Here is a 16,261-nt window from a genome sequence, read left to right as displayed (position 1 = left end):
GTCCCCCGTGCTCAGAGCTGAACCTGGACGGCGACACCCTCGGTCGCAGAGCGCTGCGCCGCATCGGCGAGGACCAGTGCCGCGCGGCCGTCTTCGAACGTGGGACTCGTGGAGGCTTCGCCCCGCACAAGCTTCACGAACTCGGTGAGCTCGTTCGAGTACGCCGCAGCGTAGCGCTCCAGGAAGAATTCTGGGTAGGCCGGCCGCGCCTCAACGGCGTCGGCTGTGGAGAGCGTGACCGTGTTGCTCTGCACGTTGCCCACCTGCAACATGCCCTTGGTGCCGAACGCCTCGATCCGCTGGTCGTACCCCACAGCGCTATGGCGGGAGTTGATGATCGTGACGACAGCGCCAGCGGAGGTGGTCAAGGTGACCGTTGCAGTGTCGAAGTCGCCGTGCTCGCGGGCACCCGGATCGAAGGCCCGCGTGCCCGTCGCAGTGACCGAGACAATGTCAGAGACGAAGAACCTCGCCATGTCGAAATCGTGGATCGTCATGTCGCGGAAGATGCCGCCCGATACGGAGATGTACTCCGCGGGCGGGGCTGCAGGATCGCGGCTGATGATGATCAGCTGCTCCAGCCCGCCGATCTCCCCGGCTGCCACGCGCGCCTGCGCCGCCGCGTGATTCGGGTCGAAGCGACGGTTGAAGCCAAGGGCAACGGGCACACCGGACGACGCGACGAGCGGGCGAAGCGCGTCAACACGGGCGATATCGAGGTCGATCGGCTTTTCGCAGAGCACGGGCAGGCCCGCTGAGATGGACGCCTCAATGAGATCGACGTGCGTGGGCGTTGGTGACGCGATCAGCACGGCATCAATCTCGCCGGATGCGATCAGCTCTTCGGGGCTGGCGGTGGCCGTGCCGCCAAAGCGCTGCGCCACCGAGTTCGCACCCTCGATGAACGGGTCAGCCACCCAGGCCAGCTCCGCGTCAGGGGAGGCCGCGATACTGGCGGCGTGGACCTGGCCGATACGGCCGGTTCCGATGAGTCCGAAGCGGACAGGGTTCTGCGTCATTGCGGTTCCTCGTGATCTCTGTTTCAGCGGGTCTGCCTGTGTCGGCGCTGGGCACTGCACCGGGGTGGAGCCGGAGTGGCGCCGGGGTTTGGCGCTGGGTTGGCGCCGGGTTTGGCGCCGAGCACTGCACCGGAGTGGCACCGGGTGTAGCGCTGGGTTTGGCGCCGACCACTGCACCGGGTACGGCACCGGGTACGGCGCGATTGTCAGGACATAGTCATAACGTACACGAATTGCGCGCCGAAACCGAGCGGTTTCTGAATTTTGTTGGACCGGTACAAGACCTGTGCTCGCGGGGATCGCTGCGCACACGGGCACCACCTTGCATTGGCGCGCTGCAGGCGGTCACTACCTTGCATTGGTGCGCTGCAAGCGGGCCGGGTCCCTGCTTACGGCTGCGTATTGCTGCCTGCTGTAGGGATCTGGGTGAACTTGGGGGCTTTTCGTTCTGCCCATTCGCGCTCACGCAGGAAGTTCGAGTTCGCGCAGGATGCATTGCGTAATTCCTTCCTGCGCGAACTCGAACTTCCTGCGCGAACTCGGCTGCGCGCGATGATCGGCGCCCAGCCCAGCCCAACCCAACCCAACCCAATCCAGCCCAACCCAATCCAGCCCAGCCCAAATCAGGCCAGCCCAGCCCGGCCCAATTCATCTCGGGGCGGTTGAACCCCGCTGCACCAGGCGCGGCTGGAGGAGCGTCTCAGCCGGCGCGTGTCCGCCACCCAGGACGGCGAGCAGTTCGCTGCCCGCAGCCTCTCCCAGCTCTCGCGGGTCGCCACTGATCGAGGTGAGGGAGATGAGCTCGTACTCTGCGAGCGGTGAGTCGTCGTACCCCAGCACCGAGAGATCCCTCGGCACGCTCAGCCCGAGCCGCGCGGCGACCCCCATGACCCCCAGCGCCATCGGATCATTCACCGCGAAGACCGCCGTCGGCCGCCGCGCCTCGGGCTCCTCCAGAAGCTCCGCTACCGCGGCACCGGCGGCGGCGCCACTCGTCTGCGCGGCACGCACTACACGGACCGAGAGCCCCCGCTCCCGCAGTTCGGCCACACAGCCCGCCTCACGCGCGGCGGCCGAGGCGCCGGGCGCAGAGACACAGAGCACATCGCGGTGCCCCAGCTTCGCGAGGTGCGCTGCAGCGAGCCGGCCACCGGCGAACTCGTCGCTTGCCACAACGGGCACCCCGGCACGCTCACCGCACGCGTTCCCAGCACCACTACGGGCACGCCGAGTTGCGTGAGCGCCTCCTCCGATGCCTCGCCCGCAAGGATCACTCCGTCAACGCGGAGCGCCCGGAACGCTTCAAGTGAGTCGAGGCCGAGGTGTGCGTTGAGGCGGGCATCCGTAACGCTCAGGCTGTACCGTGCATCGGCAAGCGCCGCCCGGATTCCCTCCAGCACCGGCGCGAACCACAGGTTCTCAAATTCATCGATCACCACACCAATGCTGCGGGTCTGGGAGCCGGCAAGCCCTGCGGCGAGGCGACTCGGCGAGTACCCGAGTGCAGCCACCGCTTCGAGCACCGCCGCGCGCTTGTCTGGGCGCACGCGCGGTGAGCCCTGGAGCACGAGGGAGACGAGCGACTTCGAGACGCCTGCCCGAGCTGCGACATCGTAGATCGTTGGCCGATTCCCCATAGCTTCTCCGTTCGCTCCCGTCGCCGGCGGCAACACGCTGCTTTCCCCCTTGACAGAAGTATGTCAGGACATTAGCTTTGACGAAATTGGAGCGCTCCAATCCTATCGCGCTCATCCATCGCAAGGGAGCATCGTGTCATCATCGCTCGGCGTCGCCGTTATCGGCGCAGGAATGGCGGGCAAGGCTCACGCCGCCGCCTACCGCGCAGCTACCACCGTCTACAGCCCTGTGCTGCCCGAGATCCGGCTCGTGTCGATCGCCGACGTTTACGAGCCCCTGGCCCAGGAGACCGCAGCGCGCTATGGCTTCTCCCGCGCGGACAGCGACTGGCGCGCGATCGCAGCGGCAGACGACATCGACGTCGTCAGCGTCGTCGTCGCCAACTCGCTGCACCGCGAGATCGTCGAGGGTCTGCTCACAGCTGGCAAGCACGTGCTCTGCGAGAAGCCGCTCAGCGACACGATCGAGGACGCACGCGCCATGGCTGAGTTCGCCGCGGCAGCACAATCGCGCGGCCTCGTCGCCCGGATCGGCTTCAGCTACCTCCGCTCACCCGGGATCGCGTTCCTCCGCCAGCTCATCGACGATGGCCGGCTCGGCGACCTGCAGCACTTCTCAGGCCGCTACTGGACCGACTACGGCTGCCGGCCGGACGCCCCCATCAGCTGGCGGTACCAGGGACCGGCCGGATCAGGGGCGCTCGGCGACGTAGGGAGCCATCTGAGCTACCTCGCGGAGTACCTGTGCGGCCCGGTCAGTGAGGTGTCAGGTGGCCGATTCCACACTGCGATCACCGAGCGCCCCAAGCCCCTCGGACAGGTGGTCGGTCACACTCGCGGCAACGTCAGCGAGGAGCGCTCGCCCGTCACCAACGACGACTACGCGACATTCAATGCGAGCTTCGAGCGCTGCGTGGGAACGCTCGAGGTCTCCCGCGTGGCCGCCGGCCACCCCAACGACCTGTTCCTCGAGATCTTCGGCTCGCGGGGTGCCGCACGCTGGTCGCAGACGAATCCGGCCCAGGTCGAGGTCATGCTGCACGATGAACTGAGCGATCTCGTCGGGTACCGCACCGTGCCGCTTGGTCCGGCGCACCCCTACTACTCCGGCGGCTGGGCCATGGACGCCCCGGGGTCGGGATCGGCCAGAACGACTTGTTCGTGCACCAGGCACGCGCATTCCTCGAGGAGGTCGCCGGCATCGCCGAAGGCCAGTCGCTGCCGCGCTGCCGCAGCTTCGCGGACGGCGTGCACAACATGGAGTTCCTCGCCGCGGTCACCGAATCAGCGGCGGCAGGCGGATCCACCGTCACGGTCGCATAGCCACGACACGCACCTCAGAATCGGAGCATTGAATATGAAACTTGGCGTCTACAACGCGATCCTGCACGATCGCCCACTCCCCGAGGCGATCGCGGTCGTCGCGGAGCTCGGCCTCACCGGACTCGAACTGAACTCAGGAGGCTTCCTCCCCGCCACGCACATTCCAACGCTCGCCGAAATCCTGGAGTCAGACGCCGCGCGCGACGACTTCCTCGGCCTCTTCGAGGGGACGGGCGTGGAAATCGCCGGCCTCAACTGCAACGGCAACCCGCTGCATCCGCAGCCCGTGATCGGGGACGCGCACGCCGCAGATGTTCGCCGCTCGATCCAGCTGGCCGCGCGGCTCGGGCATGATCGCGTCGTCACCATGTCCGGCCTGCCAGGCGGCGAGCCGGGGGCCACCCGCGTGAACTGGGCCGTCAATGCTTGGAACTCCGCGGCACTCGACATGCTCGACTATCAGTGGGATATCGCGGCACCGTTCTGGCGCGAGATCGACCGCTTCGCTGCCGAGCACGGCGTAAAGGTGGCGCTTGAACTGCACCCGCAGAACCTCGTATTCAACTCCGCGGACGTCCACAAGCTGATCGAGCTGACCGGCGCAACTCACGTCGGTGTTGAGCTCGACGCCTCGCACCTGTTCTGGCAGCAGATGGACCCGGTAGCCGTCGTGCGCCACCTCGGGGAATTGGTCTTTCACGCCGCGGCAAAGGATGTGCGCGTCAACCCGGAGTGGGCCAGCATCAACGGCGTGCTCGATAACTCGTTCCGCCGCCTCTCCGCAGACGAGGAACGCACGAACCTGGGCGGTGATGAGTGGGCGAACGAGTGGCCGAAGCAGGCCGCCTGGGATTTTGTTGCCCTCGGGCGCGGACACGACACGATCTTCTGGACCGAGTTCCTGCGCGCACTGCGCGAGGTGGATCCGGGAATGTGGGTCAATATCGAACACGAAGACGTGTCTCTGGGGCGGATCGAAGGCCTCGAGGTCGCGGCGGGTGTGCTGCTCGACGCGCACGCCCGGCTCGGCGGTGACGCGTGAGCTGAGGCGCGCACGGGGACGAGCCACCTGCCGCAGGCCGCCCGTTCAAGAGCGCACGTTCAGCAGTGCGCGGTTGAGCGACGCGGTCTGAGCCGTGGCGGCAGCAGCGTCTTCGTGGGAGCGTGCGCACCGTCGAGCAGAGCGAGCAGCTCGCGTCCAGCCGCCTGGCCCAGCCGCCGCGCGTCACCACTCACCGAGGTCAGGAGACCAGTCCATAGGCCGCGAGCGGGGAATCGCCGTATCCGAGCACGGAGAGCTCGCCCGGCACAGCGAGGTTGCGCGCGGCTGCGGCGCCCATCACGCCGAGGGCCATCGGATCAGACACCGCGAACACAGCGGTGGGGCGAGGATCGCTCGCTGCACCATCCAGCAGTTCGGCAACCGCGGCGTCAGCCGCAGCCTCGCTCGACTCCGCCGCGTGCACAATCCGAACCGGTAGCCCACGATCCCGCATTCCGGCAACGTATCCTGCTTCACGCGCTGCGGCGAGCGCTCCGGGCGCGGAGACGCAGGCGATGTCGGTGTGCCCGAGCTCGACAAGGTGGGCGACGGCGAGCCGGCCACCGGCCACTTCGTCTCCGGCGACCACCGTGATCCCGGTGGCCTCAACCCCTCTGGTTCCGAGTACCACGACGGGCACTCCGAGCCGGGCAAGCGACTCCGGCGAGGCTTCCCCAGCAAGCACGACGCCGTCCACGCGCAGGGCCCGGAACGCCTCAAGCGGATCGAGATCGAGGTGAGAGTTCAGGGCCGCATCTGAGATGCTCAGCGTATAGCGCTCAGCCGCCAGCACATCGCGGAGCCCGGCGAGTGCCGGCGCGAACCACAGCCGCTCGAACTCGTCGATGACGACTCCGATGCTGCGCGTGCGCGATCCGGCCAGCCCGGCTGCCAGCCGACTCGGTGTGTATCCCAGCGCCTCAACTGCGGCGTGCACTGCTTCGCGACGCCCGGTGCTCACGCTCGGTGACTCCTGCAGCACGAGCGATACGAGCGATTTCGACACTCCAGCTCGCGCCGCCACGTCATAGATTGTTGGTCGTTTCCCCATGTCGTTCCTCCACCCAGCCCCGTTCAGGGCACTACCGTGCCATCGTCGCAGGCGAGTGTGTCGGGACTGTTTTCAGGAGAATTCCGAGAGCGAACATCGAGGCGCCCCTGCACTCACGCAGGAGATCCGAGCTCACGCAGGAAGCAGGCGGCAGAAACCATCCTCCTGAGCTCGGATCTCCTGCGTGAGCTCGACAGCCACCATGCCCCGCAGAACAGGCAAAATACCCGGAACAGGCAGCACACCCAGAACAAACAGCACAAACAGCACAAACAGCACTGGCGCGGCACCACAGGTGCCGCGCCAGTGCAGAGCAGCGCGCTACCGCTGCGTGTAGATCGCGCCGGTGGTGACGTCCTCTTCGAGCGATTCAAGCGTGCGCCCCCGCGTTTCAGGCACCCATCGCCACATGAACAGCAGCGCAATCGCGCCCACCACAGCGAAGAGGAAGAACGTCCCGGTAATCCCTACGGTGTCAACGAGCGAGAGGAAGTACAGCGACAGGAACCCGTTCGTGACCCAGAGCATGAACACGGAGATCCCCATGCCGAAGCCGCGCATGTGGAGCGGGAAGATTTCGGACAGATACACCCACACTGCAACGTTCAGGAACGTCTGCATCGAGCCGACGAACACGACCACGAGGAGCAGAATCACCCAGGGCCGTGCAGCGGAGCCCACCGGCAGGAGCATCGAAGCGAGTCCGATCAGCAGGTGGCTCAGTGTGGTCAGCGTGAATCCGATAATGAAGGTTTTGCGGCGATCCAAGCGATCCATCATGGCCAAAGCGATGATGGCGCCGATGACGGCGATGATGCCCGGCGCGATGTTGGCGATGAGCGCGGCACTCTCATCGAAGCCCGATTCGATGAGCACGGTCTGCCCGAAGTACATGATCGAGTTGATGCCGGTGAGCTGCTGGGCAATGCCAACGCCGATGCCGATGAGCAGGATGCGCACCAGGTTCTTGTTCGTGAGCACCGCGCGCCATCCCAGCACGCGCTGGTGGCTTTCCGCCTCTGCGAGCGCAGCGAGTTCTTCGAGTTCAGCCTCGGCACGCTCGGCGCTGCGGACAGTTGCGAGCACCGCGCGCGCTTCAGCAACGTTGCCGCGCTGCACGAGCCATCGCGGTGACTCCGGCATCCGGAGCATGCCGAAGAACAACACGATGGCGGGGATCGCGGAGATGGCAAACATGATGCGCCACACGCCGTCGAGGTGGCCGAGGGTGTTGCCGATGATCGCGTTCACGACGAACGCAGCGAGTTGCCCGACGACGATCATGAGCTCGTTGCGGCCGGCGAGGGACCCTCGGATCTCATACGGTGCGAGTTCGGCAAGGAAGACCGGTACGACCGTCGAAGCGCCGCCGACCGCGAGGCCGAGCAGGATTCTGCCCAGCACGAGCACGGCAAGGTTCGGGGCCACCACGACCGCGAGTGTGCCGACAAAAAATAGCACTGCGAGGGCGATGATGGTCTTGCGGCGCCCCCAGCCATCGGAGAGTCGGCCACCGATCATGGCACCGATTGCCGCGGCAAACACGAGAGAGCTCGTGGCGACGCCCTCGGTGAACGGGGTGAGGCCCAGCTCTGCGGCCATCGGTCGCAGAGCGCCGTTGATCACTCCGGTGTCGTAGCCGAAGAGCAGGCCGCCAAACGTGGCGATCAGCGCAACGAGACCCAGCCTTCTCCGGTGCGGCCCCTCCGTCAGCGGAGGCAACGCCACTCGTCCGGGTCGGGCTGTACCTGCGGGCATTTCGACTCCTTCGTCATGCAAGCCCCGCGATTGCGGAGCGCTCCAATCGACTCTACTATGTTCTGACATTTGCACAAATTCGGCTGTCCGCTAGGGTGACTCCATGACTCTGCCGGATCTCGCGCCAGCCGCCTGGCTCTTGCTCGCCGTCGCTGCGATCTTGGTCGGGGTCTCAAAAACGGCAATTCCGGGGATCAACACACTCTCCATCGCCGCGTTCGCCGCTGTCCTCCCGGCCCGCTCTTCGACTGGCGCACTGCTCATTCTGTTGCTGCTCGGAGACGCGTTCGCACTGCTCAGCTATCGCAAATACGCGCACTGGCCCACGCTCCTCCGCCTGATTCCAGCCGTGGTTACCGGACTCGCGCTCGGGGCGCTCTTCCTCGCCCTGGCGGATGACACGTGGGTGCGCCGCATCATTGGGGTCATCCTGCTATTCGTCGTGGCATTCACCCTGTGGCAGCGTGCGCGCAGGGCGGCCAGCCCACCCCAGTTGTCCGTGGGCGACGGAGCGGTTCCCCAGAGCGGCCGCCTCGCGGCGGGTGGATACGGCACACTCGGCGGCTTCACCACCATGGTTGCGAACGCCGGCGGACCCGTGATGTCGATGTATTTCCTCGCCGCGCGCTTCCCTGTGCACGCGTTCCTCGGCACCGCGGCCTGGTTCTTCGCCGTGATCAATCTCGCGAAACTGCCGATCTCCATCGGCCTCGGCCTCATCACGCCCGAGCTTCTCTCGCTCGATCTGCTGCTCGCGCCCGGAGTCATCCTCGGCGCAATCCTGGGGCGATGGATCGCCGCGCGGATCAAACAGCGCGCATTCGATTGGGCCGTCACGGTGTGCACGATCCTCGGCGCCTGCTACCTCCTCATCGCGTAGCTCACCGCGGGAGTGCAGAAGCTGCGCTGGCTACACCCCGAGCATGGCGTTGGCTGCCACGACGTAGTCAGCGAGGGCACCGTTGGCCTGCACCGATCCGGCGGACTGATCCTGCGCCGCAGCCGCGAGCGCACGCAACTCCTCTGCGGCCTCAGTGCCGTCCATCCCAGCCTGCATGATGACCGCTTCGCTCCCATCAATCGCTGCCGCCCTGAGCTCCTCGGACACGAGCCCGAGTGCGGTCACCACAGGGGCCGCAAGTGCATCGCTCGCAGGGCCGTTGTCGCGCGCGGTGACAAAACCATGGCGCGTGTCAGCGAGTTGTCGGGCAGCCTGCTTCGCTTGGGATCCGGTGACCAAAAAGTCGGCGACCTGCGCGTACGGCCTCGGCTCGGGCTGCGCCCGCAGTTCAGTGAGCTGCGCGATCGGGTCCGCGCTGCGCCACGGGATCGCTGCCGGATCCACGTCATTCGCGCTGAGCTCCGCCGCGACCTCGGCGGCGACTTCCTCACACGCGGTGGTGTCCATGGCCGCGAGGCCCGCACGCGCCGGGTCAATCCCCGCCGCAAGGTTCTCGGTGAGTTCGCTCGGGAGCGCGATCGGCGAGGCGGTCGCGACGGTCTCGAAGCGATCCAGCTCGGCGAGCGCGTCCGGGTGCCCCAGGCACGCAACGGCGAGCTTCGCCTCGTTCTCAGAGTCCAGCGCGAACTCCTTAGGCGTCCAGTAGTCAATAGCCTCGACGGTGGTGCGGTGCTCTCAGCGAGCCGCAGCTGCGCGGCGCCCCACACCGCTCCACCCGCCAGCACGAGGGCGACAACGGAGACGGCCACGATCGTCTTCGTGCGTCGGCGACGACGCGGCGCGGCAGCCGCACGCGCAGCAGGATCCTCGGCGAGCTCAGCGCGATCCATCCGGCGCGTGGTCATCGCGTAGCCGAACACCGTGACCGTCGCGAGCAACAGCGTGATCGCAAATACTCCGACCCCTTCGGCGAGGAGTGGGACTCGCCCCGGCATTTGGAACAGGATGATGGCGGCGGCCGCGACGATCACGAGGCACAGTGTCCACAGCCCGCAGACCACGCCCGCAACTTTCCGGGAGGTCAGCGGATTATTGACCTGGGCAACTGAGGCAAACAGCGTGAAGAGCACTGTGAGGAACGCACCAACTGGCGCGACGATCAGCCAGCCAAACAGGGCTGAGGCGAGTCCGTCTCCGGCGGACGGAAGCGCAAACGGGATCACGAGCGCGGCGGCAGTGATACTGCCGAGGATGATCGCAATGGCGCGGTAATACTTCACGGTGTTCCCATTCTGTGGCCCCGAGCTGAGCCTACCCGAGGCCCGCTGAGTACGTGGCGAATGTGCCTGGCGCGCTGCGAGATGCGCCTGTGCTCGGGTACGTGCCCCCGCGACCCCTATGCCGCGCTGATCAACTCCCGGATCTTCGCCAGCTGGAACCGCGAGATCTCATCCGCGCGCTCGTCCTCGGCAAAGACGTTCGATACGATCAGCGCGTCTGGGCGCTCGAAGTACCCGGCTGCGCGCAACACACCAAACAGCTCCGTCCAGTCAACATCGCCGTCACCGATCGCGAGGTGCTGGTGCACGCGCACAGCGTTGCCCGGGGGGTTGGTGATGTAGCGCAGTGCGTTCGAACGGGTGTGGTCGAACGTGTCTGAGGCGTAGACGGCGCCGAGGCGCCCGCCGAGTTCCGGAATCAGCGTCGCGGCCCGATTTCCCATATGAAAACTATGCGCTGCGACGTAGACGAAGCCCACCTGGCTCGTGTTGAGACCACGAATGATGCGCCACGCTTCGAGCCCGTCCTCGACAAAGTCATCGGGGTGCGGATCGATGTTGAGTGTGACCCCCTCGCGCTCAAGCACGGGAATCAGCTCCTCCATCGAGCGGTAGAACCCAGCCTCGGAGTCTTCTTCACGTTCGGGACGCCCCGAAAACTCCGTGTTCACGATCGGCACGCCGAGCTCAGCCGCGAGCTCGATATAGCGCGTCATATTCCGCACCGCCGCGATGCGCTGCGGCTCCTCCGGCCACGAGAATCGCTGCACCGGGAGCAGCGAGGTGATCGTCACCCCGGCATCACGCGCCCTCCGCTTCAGAGTGCTCACGAGCTCGTCATCCAACTTCGGAAAGTGGAAGTGGCGACCGAAGTCAGGGTTCGGGGTGAGTTGCAGGTACTCATACCCGAGCCGCGCGGCGAGCTCCGGGAAGTCGACAAGCGCAACGGTGTCGTTGTACGGCGTTGGGTCGAGGGCAATGCGGACCATGGTGCTCCTTCGCGGTCAGTGGGTCAGAGTCGTGAGCGGGGGCCGGATCAGCTTCCAGCGGGGCGTCGGATTTGCGTGAGGTTACGCGTAGAACGCCGGTCGATCGACCGCTGCGACGCGCTGTGCGCCGGGCTCGGTGAGCGCGCGCACGCCTGCCTCGCAGGAGAGGGCGACCAGGTAGCCGTCGAACGCATTCGGGCCGTCGACGAAATCGCCGCGGCGCACCGCGTCGACCCAGCGCTGGATCTGTGCGTCATAGGCGGCGGCGAAGCGCGTGGTGAATGATTCGTGCTCCTTGACGATGAACTGGCCGGCTTCCCAGCGCTGCATGCCGGAGGGCTGCCCGATGCGGGCGACGCCGCGCTCCAGCACGGCCTCGGTGCTCACCTGGTAGCCGAACTGCACGCTGACGTTCATCTCGACATCGACGAGCACCCCGTTTTCGAGTTCCATAATCACCAGGATCGGCTCACGCAGGCGCTCGGGCGCGAGCGCGTTGCGGCGCGGGAACTTCACCTCGACGCTCACGACGCGGGATCCGGCGAGCCAGGGCACCACATCAAACTCATGCACCACCGAGTCGGTGATAAGCATCTGCTGCGTGTACGACCCGGGCACGGACGGGTTGCGGTGCACTGCGCGGACCATGAGCAGTTCTCCGGAGTCGCCGGAGGCGATCAGCTCGCGCAACTGCTGGTACTCAGCATCAAAGCGGCGCATGAATCCGACCTGAATGTGGGGCCGGTCGAGTTGCTGCTCGAGTTCGAGGATCTCGAGCGATGAGGCCGAGTCCTGGGTCAACGGCTTCTCGCACAGGATCGGGAGGCGTGCTTCAAGCGCGGGCCGCAGCACCGGGGCGTGGAACTGCCCGGGGTCGCGATCAGCACGGCGTCGACGGCGTCGGCCGCGATCGCCTCTCCCAGGCTGGCGAAGGCGAGTGCCCCCGGCGCGTGTTCCGCGGCGGCGGCTGCGCGTCCGGCATCGGGTTCAACGATCGCCGCGACGCGTGCGCCGCTGATTCGGTCGGTGATGCGCCGGATGTGATCGGCGCCCATCATGCCTGCGCCGACGACGGCTACGCGGAGTTCTGCGGTCATATCTGTGTTCCTTTGCGTGTGTGGTGTGGGTGTCAGCGACGGTGCTGGCGCGATGCTCGGTCCGAGCATCTGGCGAGGGTGATGCCGGCAAGATTCTCGCGAAACCGCTGGCGCGTTCGTGCCTAGGAGGTTCGCGCCAGATGCGTGCAGCCAAAAATGTGCTCGCGAGTGCGCTGCGCAATCGGGAACGGCGCGTCGACATCGCAGCCGTACATGTCCTGCTCGACGATCGCGAAGATGTCCGAGTCGATCTGCGCAACAGCCTCAATGATCGGGGCCAGATCCGGGATCCCGTGCGGCGGTTCGATCATGATCCCGTCGGCGACGGCAGACGCGAACGGCTGGTCATTCTTCAGCACATCGAACAGCAGCGTCGGATCAACCTGCTTGAGGTGCAGGTAGCCAATGCGCTCTGGGCGATCCTCGATCAGCTTGACGTTGTCGCCGCCGTAGTACGCGAAGTGCCCGGTGTCGAGGCAGAGGTTCGTGTAGCGCGGGTCGGTCTCGTCGAGGAACCGCAGCACCTCCCGCGTTGTGCCGATGTGACTGTCGGCGTGGGAGTGGAACTGCTGGCGCATACCGAACTCTTCGAGCAGCGCTTTGCCGAGCCGGTCGTGGCCCGCGGCAAGCTTCTGCCACTGCGCATCGTCTAGCGTGCGCGACTCGAGCACTTCACTCGTCGCGTCGCTGCGCCAGAGGTCCGGGATTACGACCAGGTGCTCGGCACCAAGCTTCGAGGCGAGGCCGGCAACGTCGAGCGCCTGATCCCAGGCCCGGGTCCACTCGTCCTCACCCTTGTGAAACCCGGTGAAGACGGTGCCGGCGGAGAGCTTCAGCCCGCGGGATCCGAGCTCGTCTTCCAGCTGATGCGGGTCAGTCGGAAGGTAGCCGTAGGGACCGAGCTCGATCCACTCGTAGCCGGCCTGCACTGCCTCGTCGAGGAAGCGCTGCCACGGGACCTGCGCCGGGTCGTCCGGGAACCACACGCCCCACGAGTCGGGCGCTGTCCCAATGCGGAGTCCGGGGTTCTCAGCTGACAGTTCGTTCACGGCGTTCACTCCTCGTGCTGCACTCAACGTTCACGCATCCTCGCTGCTGTGCGTGATTTTCGGCGTCTGGGTCTTCGGGAAAAGGTGCGACGCTGAAGCTGAATTCATGCGTCGCGGATCAGGCTGGCGCTGCGCCGGATGGGGCGCCCAGCGCTACCCGAGCAGGGGCCGCTGGGCCTGCTGCTGAGCTTCGTACTCGGTGCGGGCGCGCTGCGTCGACTCGATCGTCGACACCTCGGCGACGGGGACATCCCACCAGCCGGCGCCGTCCGGCGCGTACCGTAGCGGATCGCTGTTGATGTGGATGAACGTTGCCCGCTCAGACGCCTTCGCAGTCGCCATCGCGGCCTCGAGATCAGCGATCGCATCGGGCCCCGGCTCCACCTCGATCACGTCCATCCCATAGCTGCGCGCGTTCATTGCGAGATCCACTGGCAACACCTGTTCCCCCTGGAAATTGCGGGCCGCGGGATCGTACTCGCGATACCAGGTGCCGAAGCGCTCGGACCCGACGGTTTCAGAAAGGTGCCCGATCGAGGCGTAGCCGTGGTTCTGGATCAGGACAACAATGAGCTTGATCCCCTCGGCCACCGCCGTCACGAGCTCCGTGTTGAGCATCAGGTAGGACCCGTCACCGACCATCACGATCACATCGCGGTCGTCGCCAGCTGCGAGCAGCCCACGTTTTGCGCCGAGCCCACCTGCGATCTCGTAGCCCATGCACGAGAATGCGTATTCAACGTGGTAGCCGAGCGGATCGCGCACCCGCCACAGCTTGTGCAGGTCGCCTGGCAGCGATCCTGCTGCCTGCACCACGACGTCTGCGGGATCGGAGGAGCGCTGCACGGCGCCGATGATCTCGCTCTGGCCGGGTAGCGCCAAGCCGGTCGGCGCGAGCGCCGCATCGGCCAGCGCATCCCACTCGCGCTTCTCCCGCACGATCCGCTCGGCGTAGTCGGCGTCGATCCGCAGCTCGCCTGCGACCTCAAGCAGCTCGAGCAGCGTCTCACGCGCATCAGCAACGACGGGCAGCTGCGAGCCGTGTTTGTACGCGTCGAAGGCCGCGACGTTGATGTTCACGAACCGCACATCGGGGTGCTGGAACGCGGTGCGCGAGGCGGTCGTGAAGTCGCTGTAGCGCGTGCCGATCCCGATGATCAGATCGGCCTCCGCTGCCAGGCGGTTCGCCGCCAGTGTTCCGGTCGCCCCGATCCCCCGAGGTTCTGCGGGTGATCCCAATCGAGCACGCCGCCGCCGGCCTGCGAGCTCCCCACAGGAATCCCGGTCGCTTCGACGAACGCGCGCAGCTGAGTCTCGGCCTCAGAGTAGAGCACCCCGCCACCCGCAACGATCAGCGGGCGTTTGGCTTCCTGATCGCTCGCAGCGCCGCGGCGAACGCGTCGCGCTCGGGCCGCGGGCGCCGGATGCGCCACTCGCGCGGCTGCAGGAACTCGGCAGGCACGTCAATCGCCTCGGCCTGCACATCCTCGGGCAACGCGATAGTCACGGCACCGGTCTCGGCCGGATCGGTGAGGACGCGCATTGCGGCGAGCGCGATCGCGAACAGCTGCTCGGGGCGCTGCACGCGATCGAAGAACCTGGACACCGGGCGGAACGCGTCGTTCACTGTGAGCCCGATGTCGTGCGGCTGCTCCAACTGCTGCAGCACGGGATCCGCAACGCGAGTCGCAAACGTGTCGCTCGGCAATAGCAGGGCCGGCAGCCGGTTCGTGGTGGCGAGCGCCGCGCCCGTGAGCAGGTTCGCTGCTCCCGGGCCGACCGACGCCGCGGCAGCGTAGGTGCCGCGCCTGCGGTGCATCCGGGCGTAGCCGACGGCCTGGTGCACCATCGCCTGTTCGTTCCGTGCCTGGTAATAGGGCATCAACTCGGGATCGTGCGTGTTGAGCTGTTTCAGCGCCTGCCCGATCCCGGCCACGTTTCCGTGCCCGAAGATCCCAAACGTGCCCGGGATGGTCCGTTCACGGATCTCAGCACCCGCACCATCACGGTCCAGCGTCCACTGATTTGCGAGGAACTCGATCAGCGCCTGGCTGACCGTCATGCGGCTGGTGGTCATCGAGGATCCTCCGTTTCTGGTGCGGGAACAGTGGTGGTGGTGCTGGCAGACGGATCAGCGGCAGCCGGGACGGCTTGGATTCCAGACGTCGCGGATGCAAACGGCAGGCGCGGATCCAGCTCCTGCCCCTCCCAGGTTTCGCGGACCCAGCCGTGCGCCGGGTCGTCGCTGATCAGCCAGCTGCGCTCCGGATCCGGGCCTGCCATCACGTTCAGGTAGTACATGTCGTACCCGGGGGCGGCGACGGCTGGGCCGTGGTAGCCGTGCGGCACGAGTGCGACGTCTCCGGTATACACCCGTGCGTCGATCTCGATGGGACCCGCTGGGGAGGAGTACGTGCTGAACATGCCAAATGCGTGTTCTGCGCTGACCCCCGCCGGGGCGTCCTGTGTCGGCGCGACCTCGAAGTAGTAGATCTCCTCGAGCTCCGACTCGTGGCCCGGCACGTGCTCATCGTGTTTGTGGGGCGGGTAGGAGGACCAGTTCTCGGCCGGAGTGATCACTTCCACGACGATGAAGCGGGCCGCGTCGAGCGACTCCTTGCGACCGAAGTTGTGCACCTGGCGACTGGACGCGCCGGCCCCGCGCAGCTCAACGGGCACGTCTGCGACAGGCATGTAGTGGCTCGGCCGCACGATGTCCGTCGGTGAAGTCGCGACGAGAAAGCGGCTCTCGCCCGGCCCGGTCGCAGTGACGGTGCCTGTCGCATTCGCGCCGAGGTACAGCACGTCGGTTGGACCGTCGAACACGGAGGCGCGACCCGCAAGCTCGGTGACCGTGTCTGCGACGGTGTCGGCACCGGCGCCCGATCCCGCACCAGCGCTTCGGTACCGCACGGAGAACGAGCCAGAGAGCGGCACAACCAGCCGCTCCACACCAGTGCCGTCGAGCGCGAGGGTGTCACCAGCGCTGAGTCGCCCCACACGCAGTCCAGTGTGTGCCCAGCCCGGAGTGTGCTCGTCAACAACGGTTTCCCACCCTGCTGCGGCGAGATCGCCACGGCGATGGAACCAGCGTTCAGCCTGCTGCGTCATGTCT

11 protein-coding genes and 4 pseudogenes are annotated in these 16,261 nt (G+C 66.5%); 3 read left to right on the top strand and 12 right to left on the bottom strand.

The features are described 5' to 3' along the window. Nucleotides 1-11: 11 nt before the first annotated feature. The 3 genes and pseudogenes from iolG to K1X41_RS15660 all read right to left on the bottom strand — a co-directional run. Nucleotides 12-1,019: an inositol 2-dehydrogenase gene (iolG, locus tag K1X41_RS09360; RefSeq protein ID WP_220174441.1), complete on the bottom strand. Its 1,008-nt coding sequence runs from the start codon at nt 1,017-1,019 to the stop codon at nt 12-14. 648 nt (nt 1,020-1,667) lie between these two features. Then, nucleotides 1,668-2,192, bottom strand: coding sequence for a LacI family DNA-binding transcriptional regulator (locus tag K1X41_RS15665; RefSeq protein ID WP_258566417.1), 525 nt, complete (start codon nt 2,190-2,192; stop codon nt 1,668-1,670). Between the two features lie 371 nt (nt 2,193-2,563). Further along, nucleotides 2,564-2,656 (bottom strand): annotated as a pseudogene (locus tag K1X41_RS15660) (LacI family DNA-binding transcriptional regulator); the annotation flags it as partial. A gap of 133 nt (nt 2,657-2,789) precedes the next feature. Between K1X41_RS15660 and K1X41_RS09350 the strand changes: the two are divergent. Beyond that, a pseudogene (locus tag K1X41_RS09350) lies at nt 2,790-3,979 on the top strand (Gfo/Idh/MocA family protein). A 34-nt stretch (nt 3,980-4,013) separates the two neighbouring features. Next, nucleotides 4,014-5,021, top strand: coding sequence for a sugar phosphate isomerase/epimerase family protein (locus tag K1X41_RS09345; protein ID WP_220175822.1), 1,008 nt, complete (start codon nt 4,014-4,016; stop codon nt 5,019-5,021). Between the two features lie 59 nt (nt 5,022-5,080). Here the strand turns inward: K1X41_RS09345 and K1X41_RS15655 are convergent, their stop codons facing one another. From K1X41_RS15655 to K1X41_RS09335, 3 genes are all read right to left on the bottom strand, one after another. Next, nucleotides 5,081-5,215 (bottom strand): substrate-binding domain-containing protein, encoded by a 135-nt coding sequence (locus K1X41_RS15655; protein ID WP_258566416.1) that lies wholly within the window; start codon nt 5,213-5,215, stop codon nt 5,081-5,083. Nucleotides 5,216-5,220: 5 nt separating this feature from the next. Next, complete coding sequence (locus K1X41_RS09340) at nt 5,221-6,072, bottom strand: LacI family DNA-binding transcriptional regulator (protein WP_258566415.1); 852 nt, start codon at nt 6,070-6,072, stop codon at nt 5,221-5,223. 321 nt (nt 6,073-6,393) lie between these two features. Continuing rightward, nucleotides 6,394-7,830, bottom strand: coding sequence for a sugar porter family MFS transporter (locus K1X41_RS09335; protein WP_220174440.1), 1,437 nt, complete (start codon nt 7,828-7,830; stop codon nt 6,394-6,396). A 103-nt stretch (nt 7,831-7,933) separates the two neighbouring features. On the opposite strand from K1X41_RS09335, the gene K1X41_RS09330 reads away from it, so the two are divergent. Further along, on the top strand, nt 7,934-8,710 hold the full coding sequence (locus K1X41_RS09330) for a sulfite exporter TauE/SafE family protein (protein ID WP_220174439.1): 777 nt from the start codon (nt 7,934-7,936) through the stop codon (nt 8,708-8,710). 30 nt (nt 8,711-8,740) lie between these two features. Here the strand turns inward: K1X41_RS09330 and K1X41_RS09325 are convergent, their stop codons facing one another. From K1X41_RS09325 to iolB, 6 genes and pseudogenes are all read right to left on the bottom strand, one after another. After that, nucleotides 8,741-9,238, bottom strand: coding sequence for a hypothetical protein (locus tag K1X41_RS09325; protein WP_220174438.1), 498 nt, complete (start codon nt 9,236-9,238; stop codon nt 8,741-8,743). Nucleotides 9,239-10,127: 889 nt separating this feature from the next. Then, nucleotides 10,128-11,000 (bottom strand): sugar phosphate isomerase/epimerase family protein, encoded by an 873-nt coding sequence (locus K1X41_RS09320; RefSeq protein WP_133616359.1) that lies wholly within the window; start codon nt 10,998-11,000, stop codon nt 10,128-10,130. Between the two features lie 81 nt (nt 11,001-11,081). Further along, nucleotides 11,082-12,097: pseudogene (locus K1X41_RS09315) on the bottom strand (Gfo/Idh/MocA family protein). A 122-nt stretch (nt 12,098-12,219) separates the two neighbouring features. Next, nucleotides 12,220-13,146, bottom strand: a complete 927-nt coding sequence (locus K1X41_RS09310) for a sugar phosphate isomerase/epimerase family protein (RefSeq protein WP_396426474.1) — start codon at nt 13,144-13,146, stop codon at nt 12,220-12,222. A gap of 153 nt (nt 13,147-13,299) precedes the next feature. Next, nucleotides 13,300-15,223: pseudogene (gene iolD, locus K1X41_RS09305) on the bottom strand (3D-(3,5/4)-trihydroxycyclohexane-1,2-dione acylhydrolase (decyclizing)). Beyond that, nucleotides 15,220-16,257: a 5-deoxy-glucuronate isomerase gene (iolB, locus tag K1X41_RS09300; protein ID WP_220174437.1), complete on the bottom strand. Its 1,038-nt coding sequence runs from the start codon at nt 16,255-16,257 to the stop codon at nt 15,220-15,222. Before iolB ends, iolD begins: the two are co-directional and overlap by 4 nt. Between the last annotated feature and the right edge of the window lie 4 nt (nt 16,258-16,261).

The organism is Leucobacter luti (genome assembly GCF_019464495.1).
GTDB lineage: Bacteria > Actinomycetota > Actinomycetes > Actinomycetales > Microbacteriaceae > Leucobacter > Leucobacter luti_A.
This window is presented reverse-complemented; position numbering and strand designations above follow the sequence as displayed.